Annotated in this window: 12 protein-coding genes; 4 read left to right on the top strand and 8 right to left on the bottom strand. The window is 70.5% G+C overall.

Features of this window, described 5'->3' with window-relative positions; translation table 11 throughout:
* Nucleotides 1–136: 136 nt before the first annotated feature.
* Nucleotides 137–1,498, bottom strand: a complete 1,362-nt coding sequence (locus tag OG878_RS34895) for a M20/M25/M40 family metallo-hydrolase (RefSeq protein ID WP_443049284.1) — start codon at nucleotides 1,496–1,498, stop codon at nucleotides 137–139.
* A complete protein-coding gene (locus OG878_RS34890) occupies nucleotides 1,498–2,400 on the bottom strand; it encodes a MurR/RpiR family transcriptional regulator (RefSeq protein ID WP_328890461.1) in 903 nt (300 codons plus the stop codon). Before OG878_RS34890 ends, OG878_RS34895 begins: the two co-directional genes overlap by 1 nt.
* A gap of 114 nt (nucleotides 2,401–2,514) precedes the next feature.
* Between OG878_RS34890 and OG878_RS34885 the strand changes: the two genes are divergently transcribed.
* Genes OG878_RS34885 through OG878_RS34875 form a run of 3 tightly spaced genes read left to right on the top strand, consistent with a single transcriptional unit; the run spans nucleotide 2,515 to nucleotide 6,544 of the window.
* Nucleotides 2,515–3,138 (top strand): cupin domain-containing protein, encoded by a 624-nt coding sequence (locus tag OG878_RS34885; RefSeq protein WP_328890460.1) that lies wholly within the window; start codon nucleotides 2,515–2,517, stop codon nucleotides 3,136–3,138.
* Complete coding sequence (lysA, locus tag OG878_RS34880) at nucleotides 3,069–4,502, top strand: diaminopimelate decarboxylase (RefSeq protein WP_443049283.1); 1,434 nt, start codon at nucleotides 3,069–3,071, stop codon at nucleotides 4,500–4,502. The genes OG878_RS34885 and lysA overlap by 70 nt, the downstream gene beginning before the upstream one ends.
* A gap of 11 nt (nucleotides 4,503–4,513) precedes the next feature.
* Nucleotides 4,514–6,544: a S9 family peptidase gene (locus OG878_RS34875; protein ID WP_328890458.1), complete on the top strand. Its 2,031-nt coding sequence runs from the start codon at nucleotides 4,514–4,516 to the stop codon at nucleotides 6,542–6,544.
* A gap of 166 nt (nucleotides 6,545–6,710) precedes the next feature.
* Here the strand turns inward: OG878_RS34875 and OG878_RS34870 are convergent, their stop codons facing one another.
* The 6 genes from OG878_RS34870 to OG878_RS34845 all read right to left on the bottom strand — a co-directional run bounded on the left by OG878_RS34870 (nucleotide 6,711) and on the right by OG878_RS34845 (nucleotide 13,928).
* Nucleotides 6,711–7,865 (bottom strand): anhydro-N-acetylmuramic acid kinase, encoded by a 1,155-nt coding sequence (locus tag OG878_RS34870; protein ID WP_328890457.1) that lies wholly within the window; start codon nucleotides 7,863–7,865, stop codon nucleotides 6,711–6,713.
* Between the two features lie 78 nt (nucleotides 7,866–7,943).
* Nucleotides 7,944–8,960 (bottom strand): ABC transporter ATP-binding protein, encoded by a 1,017-nt coding sequence (locus tag OG878_RS34865; protein WP_328890456.1) that lies wholly within the window; start codon nucleotides 8,958–8,960, stop codon nucleotides 7,944–7,946.
* Nucleotides 8,957–10,051: an ABC transporter ATP-binding protein gene (locus OG878_RS34860; protein WP_328890455.1), complete on the bottom strand. Its 1,095-nt coding sequence runs from the start codon at nucleotides 10,049–10,051 to the stop codon at nucleotides 8,957–8,959. The genes OG878_RS34865 and OG878_RS34860 overlap by 4 nt, the downstream gene beginning before the upstream one ends.
* Nucleotides 10,051–10,962 carry an ABC transporter permease gene (locus tag OG878_RS34855; protein ID WP_328890454.1) on the bottom strand — a complete coding sequence of 304 codons (912 nt, stop codon included), beginning with the start codon at nucleotides 10,960–10,962 and terminating at the stop codon, nucleotides 10,051–10,053. The genes OG878_RS34860 and OG878_RS34855 overlap by 1 nt, the downstream gene beginning before the upstream one ends.
* Before the next feature lie 2 nt (nucleotides 10,963–10,964).
* Nucleotides 10,965–11,963 carry an ABC transporter permease gene (locus OG878_RS34850; RefSeq protein ID WP_328890453.1) on the bottom strand — a complete coding sequence of 333 codons (999 nt, stop codon included), beginning with the start codon at nucleotides 11,961–11,963 and terminating at the stop codon, nucleotides 10,965–10,967.
* A gap of 132 nt (nucleotides 11,964–12,095) precedes the next feature.
* Nucleotides 12,096–13,928, bottom strand: coding sequence for an ABC transporter substrate-binding protein (locus tag OG878_RS34845; RefSeq protein ID WP_328890452.1), 1,833 nt, complete (start codon nucleotides 13,926–13,928; stop codon nucleotides 12,096–12,098).
* A 287-nt stretch (nucleotides 13,929–14,215) separates the two neighbouring features.
* Between OG878_RS34845 and OG878_RS34840 the strand changes: the two genes are divergently transcribed.
* On the top strand, nucleotides 14,216–15,124 hold the full coding sequence (locus tag OG878_RS34840; protein WP_328890451.1) for an N-acetylmuramic acid 6-phosphate etherase: 909 nt from the start codon (nucleotides 14,216–14,218) through the stop codon (nucleotides 15,122–15,124).
* The last annotated feature ends 12 nt before the right edge of the window (nucleotides 15,125–15,136 follow it).

Genomic DNA, 15,136 nt, shown 5'->3' with positions numbered 1-15,136 from the left:
TCCAGGGGGCGGGCACCGAGCGGCCCACGTGGGGTCCGCGCCGTACCGGTGAACGTGCTGTGTGGTGCCGTGCTGTGGCGAGCCGGGGCGGTGTCTGCGCGGCTCGCCTGCCGTGCGGCCGGGTGCGGCCGTCGGGTCAGCCCGATGTGGAAGCGAAGGGGTCCGCCCGCAGGTAGGTGTCCAGGACCCGGACGCCGAACGCGAGGCTGTCGGTGAGGACGTGCTCGTCGACGCCGTGTACGTAGTCCCAGGAATTGAAGCCGGGCGGGGTGGTGCCGGGGGCGAAGCCGTAGCCGGCGATGCCCAGGCGGGCGAACGCCTTGGCGTCCGTACCGCCGGACATGCAGAACGGCAGGACCAGGGCCTGCGGGTCGTGGGCGCGCAGGGCGTCCGCCATGGCCGCGAACTCGGGCGAGGTGTGATCGGCGGCGACCGGCTTGGTCCAGCTGGCGAACTCGCGGGTCACCTTGGTACCGAGCACCTGGTCCACGGTGGCGAAGAAGGCATCCTCGGCGCCGGGCAGGACGCGTCCGTCGATGCCTGCGGTGGCTTCGCTGGGAATCACGTTGTGCTTGTAACCGGCGTTCAGGCGGGTCGGGTTGAGGGAGTTCGACATGGTCGACTCCACCAGCCGGGCGGCTGCGCCGAGCTGGGCGACGCTCGCCGGGTCCGCCGGGTCGATGGTGACGCCGAGCTCCGCCTGGAGCCCGTCGAGCAGCGCCCGGACCGGCGGGATCAGGTGCACCGGCCACGAGAGCGCGGCGAGTTCGGCGACGGTGCGCACCAGCGTGGCGACGGCATTGTCGGGGTTCCGGCGGGAACCGTGTCCCGCGGCGCCTCGCGCAGTGAGCGTCATCCAGGCGCTGCCGCGCTCGCCCGTGGCGACCGGGTAGAGGCGGCGGCCGTTGGGCAGATGGACGCTGTAGCCACCGGACTCGCTGATGGCGGCGGTGACACCCTCGAAGAGTCCGGGGTGCTTGTCGACGAGGAACCCCGCTCCGTACGCGCCGGTGTCCTCCTCGTCGGCCACGAACGCCATCACGATGTCGCGCGGCGGGCGGGTGCCGGTCCGGGCGAAGCCGGTGGCGCACGCCAGCATCATCGCGTCCATGTCCTTCATGTCGAGGGCGCCGCGGCCGCGAACCGCGCCCTCGGTGATCTCGCCGCTGAACGGATCGAAGGACCAGTCGGAAGGCTCGGCGGGTACCACGTCGAGGTGGCCGTGGACCAGCAGTGCGGGCGCCAGCGGGTCGGCACCGGGGATGCGGACCACGGTGGAGGCGCGGCGCGGCTCCGACTCCAGGACCTGCGGTGCGTATCCGGCGTCGGTCAGGACTTCGGCCACCCACTCGGCGGCTTCCCGTTCGCCTCGGGAATCTCCTCCGCCGTAGTTGCTGGTGTCGAAGCGGATCAGCCGCGAGCAGTGGTCGATCGTGTCAGCGGCCAGCGCCTCGTCGTGGGAGAGCTGTTCTGCGGAGGGGTGGGTGGGCTCCTGGATCACGGAGCAGTCCTTTCAGGCGGGCCGAGCGGGGTGATGCCCTCGCCGTCGCTCAGGGCCGTGGTGAGTGCGTGGCGGCGCTGGGCGCGACGGGCCGCGCCCTTCGCGCCGGCCGCGGCGAGTGAGGCGAGCAGATGGCCCGTGGCGGTGACAGCGGTCGGCGAGTGGGTGCGCGACTCGCTTCGGGTGTTCACCGCGAGAACGTGGGTGGCGTACGCGCACACCGGGCTGTCGTATCCGTCGGTGATCGCCACGACGGTGGCCCCCAGCGCATGGAACTCACGGGCCACGCGCACGGTGTGACGGCTGTAGCTGTGGAAGCTGAAGGTGATCAGTACGTCCTGGTCGCCGGCGTCGGCGAGGGCGGTGACGGCCGCTCCCACCCCTGGCTGGACGAGGGTCACGTCACGGAGCGCGGAGGAGAGGTCGGCGGCGATCAGAGCCGCGTACCCGATGGACTTCATGTCACCGAACACCCAGCGTCGACGGCCTGCGACCACCGCACGTGCGGCGAGTTCCAGGGCGCCGTTGGTGTGCAGAGCGTCGAGGGTGCCGGCGAGGTTCTCCTGTTCGCGGGCGAGGATGCGTGGCAACGCGGTGCGGTCACCGGGCCGGCCCTCGCGGTCGGCGATGCGCTGGTCGGGTACGGGCAGCCGGCGACCCGTCTCGCGAGCGGCGCAGGCGCGCAGGTCCTCGGTGTCGGCAAAGCCCGCCATGGCGAGCAGCTGATCGAGATCCTCGGCGTTCGCGTCGGCGGCCCGCAGGATCTGAGCGGGGCGCCGCGACAGCGCCGCGGGGAAGTCCGCGGCAAGCACGGCGTACAGCCGAGCCGCCCCGGGACCACATTGCGCAGCGGCGCGCTCCAAGAGGCGGAGCACGGGGTCGGGCGTCAGGACAGACATCAATACCTCCCTCCATGCCGTGGACTTCACCGCCACCACCAGCGATTTCTTCCCTGAGTATCACCTGGTGGCGGATACATTGATCTAAGGTGGCGCGAGTATTACTGTCACTGCATGCCTGAGTCAAGGGATGCTCCAGCCCCCACCCCGCCGGCCATCGGTTCACCGGCCGAGGCGTCCGCCGCCGATCGGGCAACCGCCCAACTGGCCAAGACCGTTGCGTCGGCGCGCAGGACGGCAGAGCTGACCCTGGCCGCCACCGCGGCCGGGGCCGGCCTCTCACCCGCGTATGTCTCGCAGATCGAATCCGGGTCGGCGAACCCGACCGTCCGCAGCCTGGCGCAACTCGCCGGAGTGCTCGGCCTCGAACTGCACGAACTGCTCGGCGCCGAACGTGGCGACATAACGGACAACAACCCGTTTCCGGCACGTTTCACGACACTTCCTGGTCTGACCTCAATGCCGGGAAGTGAAGGAATCTGGAACCTGACGGCCCATGGCGCGACCACGCTCCAGTCACGCCTGATCAGGGGCGAACCGGGCGATCACGCGCGGCCGGTCCAGCACGCCGGCGAGGAACTCGTGGTGGTGCTGGCCGGAGAGTGCCGGCTTCGCGTCTCGGACACCGCGCGCGTGCTGAAGCCGGGCGACGCCTGTCACTTCGCCGCATCCGAAGAACATCACATCACGCAGCCCAGCGACGACTTGCTCCTGCTCGTCGTCCTCACGAAGGAGTGACGCAGGTGGTTCCACCCGCCGACAACGCACCCGACGCCGCCCCGACCCGCGCCGCGGGCCCGGACGAAGCCCCCGAAGTCTGGCCGCTCACGGCCAAGGACGTGGGCGGTGAACTGCACATAGGCTCCGTGCCCATGTCCGGTCTCGCCCAGGCTTGCGGCACCCCGCTCTACGTCGTGGACGAGGCCGACTTCCGCGAGCGGGCCCGCCAGTGGCGGGAGTCCGGCGCGGACCGCGTGCACTACGCGTCCAAGGCATTCCTCTGCCCGGAGATGGTCCGCTGGGTCGGTGAGGAGCAGCTGCACCTGGATGTGTGCAGCCTCGGCGAGCTCGAGCTCGCCGTCGCCGCGGGCTTCGACCCCGCGCACATCGTGCTGCACGGCAACAACAAGCTTCCCGCCGAACTCCGTGCGGCCGTGGGCCACCGCGTCGGGGTCATCGTCGTCGACTGCGCCGAGGAAATCGACCGGCTCGCCGGATTCGCGGCGGACGCCGGCCACGTCCAGGACGTGTATCTGCGCATCGCGCCGGGCGTTGCCGCCGACACCCACGACTACATGGCCACCGGCAGCGACGATGTGAAGTTCGGCTTCCCGGTCAACGGTGGCTTCGCCGAACAGGCGGTACTCGCCGTCAGCGGCATCCCCTCCCTGCGACTGGCCGGCATCCACTCCCACCTGGGCTCGCAGATCCTCGACCCGTCGGGCATCCGACAGGCGGCCTCGCGGGTGGCCGCGTTCGTCCGCATGCTCTCGGAGCGGCACGGCATCCGCATCGACGAGCTGGATCTCGGCGGCGGGGCCGGCATCGCCTATGTGCCCGGCGTGCAACGGCTGGCGCCCGCCGACTTCGTGGCCGCACTGCGGGCCGGCGTCGCCGAGGAGATCGACCCGGGATCCGTTCGGCTGGCGGTCGAGCCGGGCCGTTCGCTGATCGGCACCGCCGGCGTCACGCTCTATGAAGTCGGTGTGGTCAAGCAGGGCCTCAAGCGCCGCTTCGTCTCCGTCGACGGCGGCATGAGCGACGCTCTGCGCCCCGCGCTCTACCAGGCCACGTACACCGCCTGGACCGCCAACCGCAGGCTGACCGGCCGGCCGGTGCATTCCCTCGTCGTCGGCAGGCACTGCGAGAGCGGCGACATCGTCGTACCCGACATCGCCCTCCCCGACGACCTGGCCGTCGGCGACTTGCTGGCGGTGCCCGCAACCGGCGCGTACCACCACGTCATGGCCAGCAACTACAACTTCCAGCCGCGCCCTGCCGTGGTCGCCGTCCGCGACGGACAGGCGCGCCTCATGGTGCGTCGTGAGACCTCTGCCGACCTGCTGCTGCGCGACGGCGCCGGCGCCGGCATAGACCTGTGAGGAGATTCCCGATGAGCGACCCGCGCATACTCCCCCACGGTGAGTGGCCCTCACCGCTGACCGCCGATTCGGTCGCGGCCGGTTCCGGGTCCACGAGCTGGCCGTCCGGCGTCGGCGAGGAGACCTGGTGGTGCTCCAACGACCCGGCGACCGCCACCGTACGGCTGATGCGCACCGGCCCCGGGCACGCTCCCGAGCCGGTGCTGCCGGAGGGTGTCAGCGTGCGCAACCGTTCGCTGGGCTACGGCGGCCGCCCGTACGCGGTCCGGACCGGCTCGGACGGGGCCCCGCACCTGCTGGTCCACTCCGACCATCGCGACCAGCGGCTGTACTCGGTCACTGCGGCCCCGCTGGGAGCAGGCGGTGCCGGAGCCCCGGTACCGCTGACCCCCGCCGACCCGCCCGAGTACGAAACCTGCTGGGCGGACCCGGTGTTCGCGCCCGGCGGCACCGAGGTCTGGCTGGTCCGCGAGGTCACGCAGGCAGCCCGGCAGCCGGACGAGGATCCGGCCCCGCGGACCCGCCGCGACATCGTCGCCGTGCCGCTCGACGGCTCCGCCGCCACCGCGCCGGACCGGCTGCGCGTGGTAGGCCGCTCCCATCACTTCCTTTCCACCCCGAGGATCAGCCCGGACGGGCAGCACCTGGCCTGGCTCGGCTGGGACCACCCGCAGATGCCGTGGGAGACCACCGACCTCATGGTCGCGGCGCTGACCGACGGAGTCGCCGGCGAGCCGGTGCGGGTGCTGGGCGGCGGCGCGGTGTCCGTATCGCAGGCCGCATGGGCGCCCGACGGCACCCTGTACGCGATGGCCGACCCTGAGGGCTGGGCGAACCTCTTCCGCATCACCCCGGCGCCGGACGGGAACTGGGACGCCGCATGCGTACTGCCCATGGAGCGGGAGTGCGCGGGCGCCCTGTGGCGAGTCGGCGCGAGCTGGTTCGCGGCCACCGCGGCAGGAGTGGTGCTGCGGTACGGCGTCGGCGATCAGCGGCTCGCGCTGTGGGACCCGGCAGACGGCACGCTGCGTGATCTGGCACCGGAGTGGACGGAGTTCGGCTCCGACCTGTGGGCCGACGACCACACCGCGGTGGTACTGGCGGCCTCCCCCACGCTCGGCCGCGCGGTGCTGCGGGTGCCGCTCGACGGCAGCGCTCCGGTGCGCTGCAACGGTGAGCGCGACACCACGTACGACGACTGGCGGGCAGTGCCGGAACGGCGGGTCGCCAAGGGCGCGGACGGCCGCGAGGTGCAGTACGTCTACTACCCGCCCACCAGCCCGGACTGCACCGGCCCGGCGGACGCGACGCCGCCCCTGCTGATCCATGTCCACGGCGGGCCCACCAGTTCCAACGGCGCAGCGCCCGATTCGGAGTTCTCCCTCTTCTGCAGCCGGGGCTTCGCCGTCGCCGCCGTCGACTACGGCGGCTCCACCGGCTACGGCCGCGCCTACCGCGACCGGCTGCGGCACACCTGGGGCGTCACCGACGTCGAGGACTCGGTCACGGTCGCCGGGGATCTGGCCTCCGCCGGACTCGCCGACCCGGCACGTACCGCGATCCGCGGCGGCTCGGCGGGCGGCTGGACCACCCTCGCGGCCCTGACCTCCACCGACGCCTTCTGCTGCGGAGCGGTGTACTACCCCATCAGTGACCCGGAGTCCTGGATCTACGGACAGACCCATGACTTCGAGTCCCGCTATATGGAGTATCTGGTCGGGAAGCTGCCAGAGGACCAGGAGCGGTTCGACCAGGTGTCGCCGATCCGCAAGGCCGGGCAGATCACCAGCCCACTGGTGATGCTGCAGGGAGCCGACGACTTCATCTGCCGCCCCGACCAGGCGGAGCGCATCGTCGACGCCGTTGCCGCACGCGGGCTGTGGCACCGCTATCTGCTCTTCGAGGGCGAGGGACACGGCTTTCGCCAGGCGTCCAGCGTGAGCGCCTCGCTGCACGCCGAGGCGGAGCTGTACACGCACGCGATGGGCGTCCGTGTCGATCTTTCGGACACACTCGGCACAGCGCCCAGGACGCAGGACTGATCCGCTTCCCGCGCCCCGGGGAGCGTCGCGGTCCGGTCCGCCCCACCGGCCTCGGCGCGCTCAGGGGCGCGGGTGCCGGCTGCGCCGCGCCGGTCACCCTGCGGACCCGCAAGGCCGCAAGGGCTGAGGCCGGCAGGTGAACCGGGCGGCGGCCGGACGTCCGGTATCAGCAGCTGAACCGGGCGGCAGCCGGCGCCTCGGCGAGGGGTTCCGGCAGCCGCAGCGGCCCGTGGCCCGGGGTGATCCGGCCCAGCAGCCGTGCCCCCGTCGCCCCGGTGCAGCTGGGCAGCGTCCCTGGCAGGCCGTGCGCGGTGAACCAGCCCAGCAACGCGAAGGCCACCGCTTCCTTGGCGGCCGAGGGCAGGCCCAGCGCGTCCGAGCGCAGCAGCTCGACCCCGGGCAGCAGCGCACCGATCCGCTCGGTCAGCACCGGGTTGTCGGCGCCGCCGCCGGACACCACCAGGGTCTTCAGGCCCTGCTCCCGTACCGCGTCCGCGACCGTGCGCGCGGTCAGTTCGGCCAGGGTGGCCAGGAGGTCCTCGGCCTGGAGCGGTGGGCGTCCGGCCAGGTGCCCGGCCAGGTAGTCGGCGTGGAAGAGCTCCTTGCCGGTGCTCTTCGGCGGTTCGCGCCGGTAGTACGGCTCGGCGAGCAGAGCGGCGAGCAGCGCCGGGTCCACCCGGCCGGCGGCGGCGAGCCGGCCGTTCTCGTCGTACGGACGGCCGGTCCTGGCCAGCGCGGCCGCATCCATCAGGGCATTGGCGGGACCGGTGTCGAACGCGACCGGTGCGCCCTGCCCGACTGCCGTCAGATTGGCGATCCCGCCGAGGTTCAACGCCCCCGCGGGACCCGGCAGTCCACCGAGCAGCAGCGTGTCCAGAAGCGACACCAGGGGCGCTCCCTGGCCGCCCGCCGCCACGTCCGCGGTGCGCACGTCGGACACCACCGGCACGCCCAGGCGCTCGGCGATCCAGGCGGGCTGGCCGAGTTGCAGGGTGCCGCGCACGGTCCCGTCGTCCACCCAGTGGTAGAGGGTCTGGCCGTGCGAGCACACCAGGTCGACCGGCCCGGCCTCGGCCAGCGTCGCCGTCGCGGCGTCGGCGAAGGACTGCCCGATCAGGGTGTCCAGGCGGCACACCCCGGCCAGCGAAACGGGCCGCGGGGGCAGGGCGTCCAGGATCTCGGCACGCAGTGCGGCCGGGTAGGGGTGTGCGGCCGCGTGGACGAGGGTGCCGTGCACGGTGTCGCCGTCGAGGCGGAATTCGACGACGGCGGCGTCGATCGCGTCGTGCGAGGTGCCGGAGCTGAGTCCCAGGACTCTCACGGGGTTCCTTCCTGAAAATGGGTGCGGGCGGGTCCGCCCCGTCGAGGGAGCGGACCCGCCCGATGCCGGGGTAGGGGGTCAGACGGCGGCCGGCTCGATCTCCACGCCGACCACCCGCCTCGCCGTGGGGTGGAAGCAGGCGTGCTGCTGCCCGGACTCCCCCACCGATTCGAGACCGGGCCGGTCGGTGCTGCACCGCTCGGTGGCGAAGGGGCAGCGGGGCGCGAACAGGCAGCCGTCGGTGGCCACCTTCTCGTCCAGCGGCGCCAGCGGCGCCAGTCGGTCCGGGCCCGGCTCCTCCAGACCGCGCATGATGGGGATCGCCGACAGCAGGCACTGGGTGTACGGGTGCACGGGCGCCTGGATGATCTCGTCGGTGGGGCCCCGCTCGATCACCTGACCGCGGTAGATGACGTGCAGTTCGCCGCCCTCGCCCACGTACCGCGCGGTGGCCACGTCATGGGTGATGAACACCAGCGAGATGCCGAGCCGGGCGCGCAGGTCGTGGAGCAGGGCGAGGATGCCCAGCCGCATGGACACGTCGATCATCGACACGGCCTCGTCGGCGATCAGCACCTCGGGGTCCACGGTCAGCGCGCGGGCGATGACCACGCGCTGCCGCTGGCCGCCGGAGAGCTGGTGCGGGTACTTCGGCAGCACGCCCTCGGGCTCCAGGCCGACCAGTTCGAGGAGTTCGGCGGCCCGCTCCCGTACCCGGGACGTCGCGCCGCCGGTCTCCTTGGCGCGCATCCGCAGCGGGTCCCCGAGGATCTGCTCGATCGTCCGGGTCGGGTTGAGCGCGGAGTACGGGTCCTGGTGGATCATCTGGATGCGCCGGAAGTACCGGGCGCGTTTGCGCGGGCTGAGCTTCGACAACTCCACGCCGTCGATGACGAGTTCTCCGCCGTCGAACGTCTCGATCCCCGTAAGGATCTTGCCGAGCGTGGTCTTGCCGCAGCCCGACTCGCCGATGAAGGAGATCGCGCCCCCCTTCGGCAGGGTGAAGTCCACCCCACGCAGGGCGTGCACGGTGCGTTCGCCGGTGAAGGCTCCGCGGGTGCGGTAGATGCGGGTGATACCGCGCGCCTCGATCACGACGCGTCTCCCTTCTCGGTTGCCGCATCCGCGCCCGCCGCCGCCGTGGCGACCGCGGGGACGGGCGTCGCGGGGGCTGGGGTCACGGCGTCGGGGGCGGCGTGGCAGGCACGCCGGTGGCCGGGCCTGAAGTCGGCGAGCAGCGGATCCTGTTCGGCACAGACGTCCATGGCGAAGACGCAGCGCTCGCGGAACACACAGCCGGTCTGCGGGATGGTGGTGAGGTCCGGCGGACGGCCCGGCAGGGCCCGGGCTGCGGCCGGGTCGCCGACGATGCGTGCCGTGGCGCCGATCAGGGCCTTGGTGTAGGGGTGGGTCGGGTTGCGGAGGAGATCCAGCGTCGGGCCGTGTTCGACGATCCGCCCGCCGTACATCACGGCCAGGTTGTCGGCGAGCTCCGAGACCACGCCCATGTCGTGGGTGACGATGAGCGTGCTGAGGTTGTTCTCGTCGTGCACCTGGCGGATGATCTTCAGCACCGCAGACTGGGACAGCACGTCCAGAGCCGTGGTCGGCTCGTCCAGGATGAGGACCTTGGCGTTCAGAACGAGAGCGAAGACGATGCCAAGGCGCTGGCGCATGCCGCCGGACAGCTCGTGCTGATAGGAGTCCAGAACGCGGTTGCCGTCCAGACCCATCCGCTCGGCGAGCTGCTTGGCGCGGGAGAGCAGGCCCGGGAGATCCTTGACGTCGTGCGAACGGCCCAGGTCCAGGATCTGCTTGCCGATGGTCTTCAGCGGGTTCATGGAGTTCTGCGACGCCTGGAAGACGTAGCCGAGCGCCGCGCCCCGTACCGTCCGCATCGCCTTGGCGTTGAGCGTCGTCACGTCACCGATGCCGTCGACGTGGATGGCGCCGCCCGCGATCCGGCCCGGCTCGGGCACGGCGTTCATCAGGGACAGGGCCAGGGTCGACTTGCCCGATCCGGACTCCCCCACCAGGCCGGTGATCTCACCGCGGCGCAGGTCGAGGGAGGCGTTCGCGACAGCCGGGTACTCCGTACCGTTGATGCGGTAGTGGACACGGAGGTCGCGTACGCGGACCTCGGCCTCCCTGGCCTCGGGCGTGGCCTTCTGCGTTGTCGTGGTCATCAGCGTTCCCTCAGTCGCGGGTTGAAGAGCTCGTCGATCGCGTCGAGGAACAGCACCACTCCCATGATCAGGAGCAGGATGCAGGTGAGCGGGGCCAGCAGGTAGAAGATCGCCTCGGGGCTCTGCAGCGCTCCTCCGGAAAACACCGCCTGGTTGATCATCACGCCCCAGTTGGTGCTGGTGAACGGCACGATGCCGAGGAAGAACAGCCCGACCTGGGCCTCGACGAAGCCGATGACCGACAGGAGCAGGTGCATCGCCACGTACGGCGCGATGTTCGGCAGGAGCTCGCGCACGATGATGTGCCGGCTGGGCAGCCCGAGGCCGCGTGCGGCCTCCAGGAAGCCGCGCTCGCGCAGGCTCAGCACCTGGGAGCGGACGGCGCGGGCGATGCCGCCCCAGCCGACGATGCCGAGCACGAAGCCCATCTCCAGCGGGCTGTCGAACTTCCACATGGTGGTGAGCACGACGAGCAGCGGCAGGCCGGGGACCGTGAGCACGAAGTCGGTGACGCGCATCAGCACGGAGTCGGACATGCCGCGGTGGAAGCCGGCCAGGAGCCCGACGGCCGTACCGATCGTCGAGGCGAACAGGGCGGCGAGCGAGCAGGTGAGCAGCACATAGCGGCTGCCGACGACAGTGGCCTGGAGCACGTCGGAACCGGCGAAGTCGGTTCCGAGCCAGTGCCCTGCGCTCGGCGGCTGATAGATCGCGTCCGGGTCGATGGCGAGCTGGTCGCCGTAGAGCATCGGGCCGAAGGTGCCCATCAGGACGAAGAACACCAGGATGGACAGGCCGATGATCCGGCCGGGCTTGCGCGTGAGCACGCGCCAGATTCCGGCCCAGTGGGAACGCCTGGCCGAGGGGGCATCAGCCGGACGGGGCGGCTTGGTGAGCGTCGCGGTCGTCATGGTCAGCGCCTCACTCGGGGGTCGATCACGGAGTAGAGGAGGTCCGCGACGATGTTCGCAAGCACCACCGCGGTGGTGATCAGCAGGAAGGCACCGGTCATCAGGGGGTAGTCGCGCTTGCCGATGCTGTTCAGCAGCAGCTGCCCGACGCCGGGGTAGTTGAAGGTGGCCTCGATCAGGATCGCTCCGCCGAACAACGTGCCGAACGAGAGGGCGAGCGTGGTGAACAGCGGCAGGATCGCGTTGCGGCCGATGTAGCGCATCCGCGTGCTGGGGGTGATGCCGCGCAGCTCGGAAGCGAGGATGAAGTCGTCACCGAGGACGGAGACCACGCTGGAGCGCATGCTGAGCATCCAGCCGCCGTACGAGATGAGGACGTACGTGGCGACCGGGAGGATCGCGTGGTACGCGACGGACGACACGTACTCGACGTTCCATCCGGGGTCCACCAGCAGCGTCTCGGAGACGGTGCCGCCGTACGGCAAGGCGCCCAGGTTGGTGTAGAAGACGGTGATGAGCAGGATCGCGATCACGAACGACGGGATGCCGGCGATCATCGAGGCGGCCAGGCTCAGCCCGCTGCCCAGGCGGGACGACCGCTTCACCGCCGCGACCACACCACTGCTGACACCGATGCAGAAACTGATCAGCAGGCCGCTCATGATGGGGATGATGGTCCACGGCAGGGCGTCGCCGATGACATCCGCGACCGGCACTCCGCTGTACGAGATCGAGATCCCGAGGTGACCGTGGAGCAGGTCGCTGATGTAGTGCGTGTACTGCGTGAACAGCGGGTCCTGCGAGGTGTACCCGTAGATGATCGAGGCCTTGGCCTTGGCCTCCTGGGAGTTCATTCCCATGGCGACGTACTTCTCGTACGCCACGTCGCCCGGCTTGCCGGGCAGGGCGTGGACGAGGAAGAACGTAAACGTGGCGACGATCCAGACCATGACCGCGCCGCCGGCCAGCCGGACCGCGATGGTGCGCGCCAGTCCCTTCACGTTCCTGCACCTCCTTCCTTGTCGTAGGGGTTGTTGTGGATCAGCGCGCGAGCGGGGCGGCGGCCTGGTGCGGCTGCCGCCCCGCGGTGTTGCGCCATACGGAAGTTGCCAGGTGGGGTCACCCGGCCTGGATCACTTGCCCTTGGCCTGGATGTAGCCCTGCATCATCCACACACCGGGCTGGTTGGCGAGGATCTCGTCCTGCCCGGACTTCGGCCAGTTGGTGAAGTTCTTGTCGTAGGTGAACTTCACGTTGGTGTAGTCCCAGATCGGGATGACGGGGAGTTCCTGGTTGGTGGCCTGGACCAGCTGGGTGATGACCGGCTTCTTGGCCTCGGTGCCGAGGCCGGCGAGGCTGGCCGTGAGCTGACCCGGGTTGATGGTCTGCCCGTTGACCTTGAAGGTCTCGTCGCCGTGCATCCAGTTGCCGTCACCCTTCTTCTCGGTGTGGGTGACCTTGTTGCCGTTGGCGACGAAGCCGTCGCTCTCGCCGTACAGGCGCTGGAAGTTCTGGCGCGGGTCGGCGCCGACGGCGGTCAGCCACCAGCCGACGTCGAACTTCTCGGCGGCCATGTCCGTCTGGTAGGCGCCGAAGTCGGCGGAGAGGGCCGGCTTGGTCTCGATGCCGAAGGCGGTGAGCTCGTTGGCGACGACGGTGGAGGCGGCGATCCAGTCACTGAAGCCGTTGACGGTCTGCAGCGTGATCTTCCACTGCTTGCCGTTCGCCAGGTACCACTTGCCGCCCTTCTGCGTCAGGCCGGCGCCCTTCAGCAGCTCGGCGGCCTTCGCCTCGTCGTGGGCGTACGGGTTGAGCTTGCTGACCGCGTCGGCGCCCAGCCACTGCTCGGTCGACTGGCGGATCATGCCGGCGGGGGCGGTGGAGGCCATGCCGCCGACCGGCTGGCCCACCTTGGTGATGGCCTCGCGGTCGAGGATGTACGCCAGGGCCTGGCGCACCTCCTTCTTGTCGTACGGTGCCTTGCTCTGGTTGAAGGCGATGGAGGCGTTGACGTAGGAGGTGCCGTCGGCGCGCTTGTAGCCCTTGCCCAGGATCTGGTTCAGGACGTTCGTGGGAATGGCGGTGAAGGGCGCGGCGTCCAGGTCACCGTTCTTCATGAAGCCCCAGATCTGCTCGTTGCCGGAGTAGTGGCGGATGACCACCTGGCTCGGAGCGATCTTGTCGAGGGCGAAGAAGTACTTGTTGCGGACGAGGATGGCCGAGCCGGGGTTGACGCGCTTGACCACGAACGGGCCGGCCGAGACGTCCTTCTTCGGCGCGAAGGCCGCGATGGCCTTGCCGATCTCGTTCAGCTTGTCGACGGCGGCCTGGGCGGCCTTCGCCTGGGCCGCGTCCACCTGCTGGCTGGCGGCGATGGTGTCCCAGATGTCGGCCGGCACGAGGTGGCCGTAGACCGACTTGGGGACGATGGACTGGCCCAGGATCTGCTTCGCGAAGTTCGCGTTGTTGGTCCCGGCGGCCTGCTTGAACTCGATGTCGTGCTCGCCGGCGGAGGTCACGGAGGCGACGTTGAGACCCTCACTCAGCTGGCCGGAGCCGACCGAGGCGGTGCCCTGGGTGAGCGCGATCGCCATGGACATCTTGACGTCCTCGACGGTGACCGGCTTGCCGTCGGACCACTTGGCGTCCGGCTGCAGGTGCGCGACCAGCGTGTCACCCTTGGTCTCCCAGCTCTTGGCGAGGCCCGGGAAGGCGTCGTTCGCGTCCATCGGGTTCTTCTTCTCGAACCCGAGGCGCATCGAGTTGTAGCTGAGGAACGTGTTCCCGTTCGGGCTGTACGGGTTCATCGGCGCGCCCGGGGTGATCGGGTTGTTCGCGTCGACCGTGGTGAAGACGCCACCGCCGTCGGCGCCGTTCTTCGCACCGGAATCCGGTGCGCACGCGGCGAGGGTACCGAGGGTCGCAAGGGCGGCGGACGCTGCGACAAAGTGCTTGAACCGGGCCATAGTGCGTGGTCTCCGATCGAACAGGCAGGAGTGGAGTGTGGGAGCTGGTCTGGGGGGTGAGCAGACCGTAGGAGCGGCAGCCCGGGTATGTCAATGAATTGCGTTGGCTGAATCCACTTCGTAATTTTTCGCCACGCAGGGGGCCGGCAAGCCACCTGCGCTTCTTGCGGAGCGTGCGCAGCGGCTGAACCGAGCCGCAGGCAGAAAATTACGCTCAACCGTCAATGTGTGTGGCAAAGTTACGCGCGCTGGTCCGCCCCCGACCTCCCCTCTGAGAGGAAACCGCGATGCACCCGCAGCTTCCGGTACGAATCGACGCCCCCACCGAACGCCGCAACCCCCGCACCCTCGAGATCGACGACGTCCCCACCCTCGATGTACTGCGCCTGCTCAACGCCGAGGACCGGATCCCTGCCGAGGCCGTTGCCGCGGTGCTGCCAGACCTGGCCCGGCTGGTGGACGAGACGGCGCGCCGGATCCGGGCGGGCGGCCGGCTGCACTACTTCGGCGCGGGCACCTCGGGCCGGCTCGCGGTCATGGACGCCGCCGAGCTGATCCCCACCTTCGGCCTCGCGCCCGGGATCGTGGTCGCCCACCACGCGGGCGGTCTGCGCGCGCTGGTCGAACCGGTGGAGGGCCTCGAGGACCAGGAGTCCGCCGGCGAGGCCGCCGCGGCAGAGGTGGGTCCGGGGGACGTCGCGGTCGGGATCGCCGCCAGCGGCCGCACTCCGTACGTCGGCGGAGCGCTGCGCGCAGCCCGGGCGGCGGGCGCCTTCACCGCGCTGGTCAGCGCCAACCCCGAGGCCGGGCTGGCCGATCGGGCGGACGTGCACCTGGGGGTGGACACCGGCCCCGAGGCGATCGCGGGCTCCACCCGGCTGAAGGCGGCCACCGCCCACAAGCTGGTGCTCAACAACCTGTCCACGGCGGTGATGATCGCGCAGGGCCGTACGTACTCGAACCTGATGGTCGATGTGGCCGCCACCAACGACAAGTTGCGCGGCCGGGTCCTCAACATCCTGGTCGAGGCCACCGGGCTGGACGAGGACCGTTGTGGAGCCGCCCTCGCCGCGTCGGGAGGGGAGCTGAAGACGGCCCTGGTCGGCCTTCTCGCGGAGTGCTCTCCGGAGCAGGCACGCAAGGCCCTGGAGATCGGCGACGGAAGCGTTCGCACGGCGCTGCGCACCTTCGGCTGAGCATGCAGGAGG

The sequence above is a fragment of the Streptomyces sp. NBC_00316 genome, assembly GCF_036158715.1.
Classification (GTDB): Bacteria; Actinomycetota; Actinomycetes; order Streptomycetales; family Streptomycetaceae; genus Streptomyces.
The sequence above is the reverse complement of the archived record's forward strand: the minus strand, read 5'-3'. Positions and strand labels throughout refer to the sequence as shown.

What these genes read in the sequence shown, in the direction of transcription:
- OG878_RS34890 (WP_328890461.1), bottom strand. Translation starts at nt 2,400, where the DNA reads ATGTCTGTCCTGACGCCCGACCCCGTGCTCCGCCTCTTGGAGCGCGCC.
- OG878_RS34885 (WP_328890460.1), top strand. Translation starts at nt 2,515, where the DNA reads ATGCCTGAGTCAAGGGATGCTCCAGCCCCCACCCCGCCGGCCATCGGT.
- OG878_RS34875 (WP_328890458.1), top strand. Translation starts at nt 4,514, where the DNA reads ATGAGCGACCCGCGCATACTCCCCCACGGTGAGTGGCCCTCACCGCTG.
- OG878_RS34860 (WP_328890455.1), bottom strand. Translation starts at nt 10,051, where the DNA reads ATGACCACGACAACGCAGAAGGCCACGCCCGAGGCCAGGGAGGCCGAG.
- OG878_RS34855 (WP_328890454.1), bottom strand. Translation starts at nt 10,962, where the DNA reads ATGACGACCGCGACGCTCACCAAGCCGCCCCGTCCGGCTGATGCCCCC.
- OG878_RS34845 (WP_328890452.1), bottom strand. Translation starts at nt 13,928, where the DNA reads ATGGCCCGGTTCAAGCACTTTGTCGCAGCGTCCGCCGCCCTTGCGACC.
- OG878_RS34840 (WP_328890451.1), top strand. Translation starts at nt 14,216, where the DNA reads ATGCACCCGCAGCTTCCGGTACGAATCGACGCCCCCACCGAACGCCGC.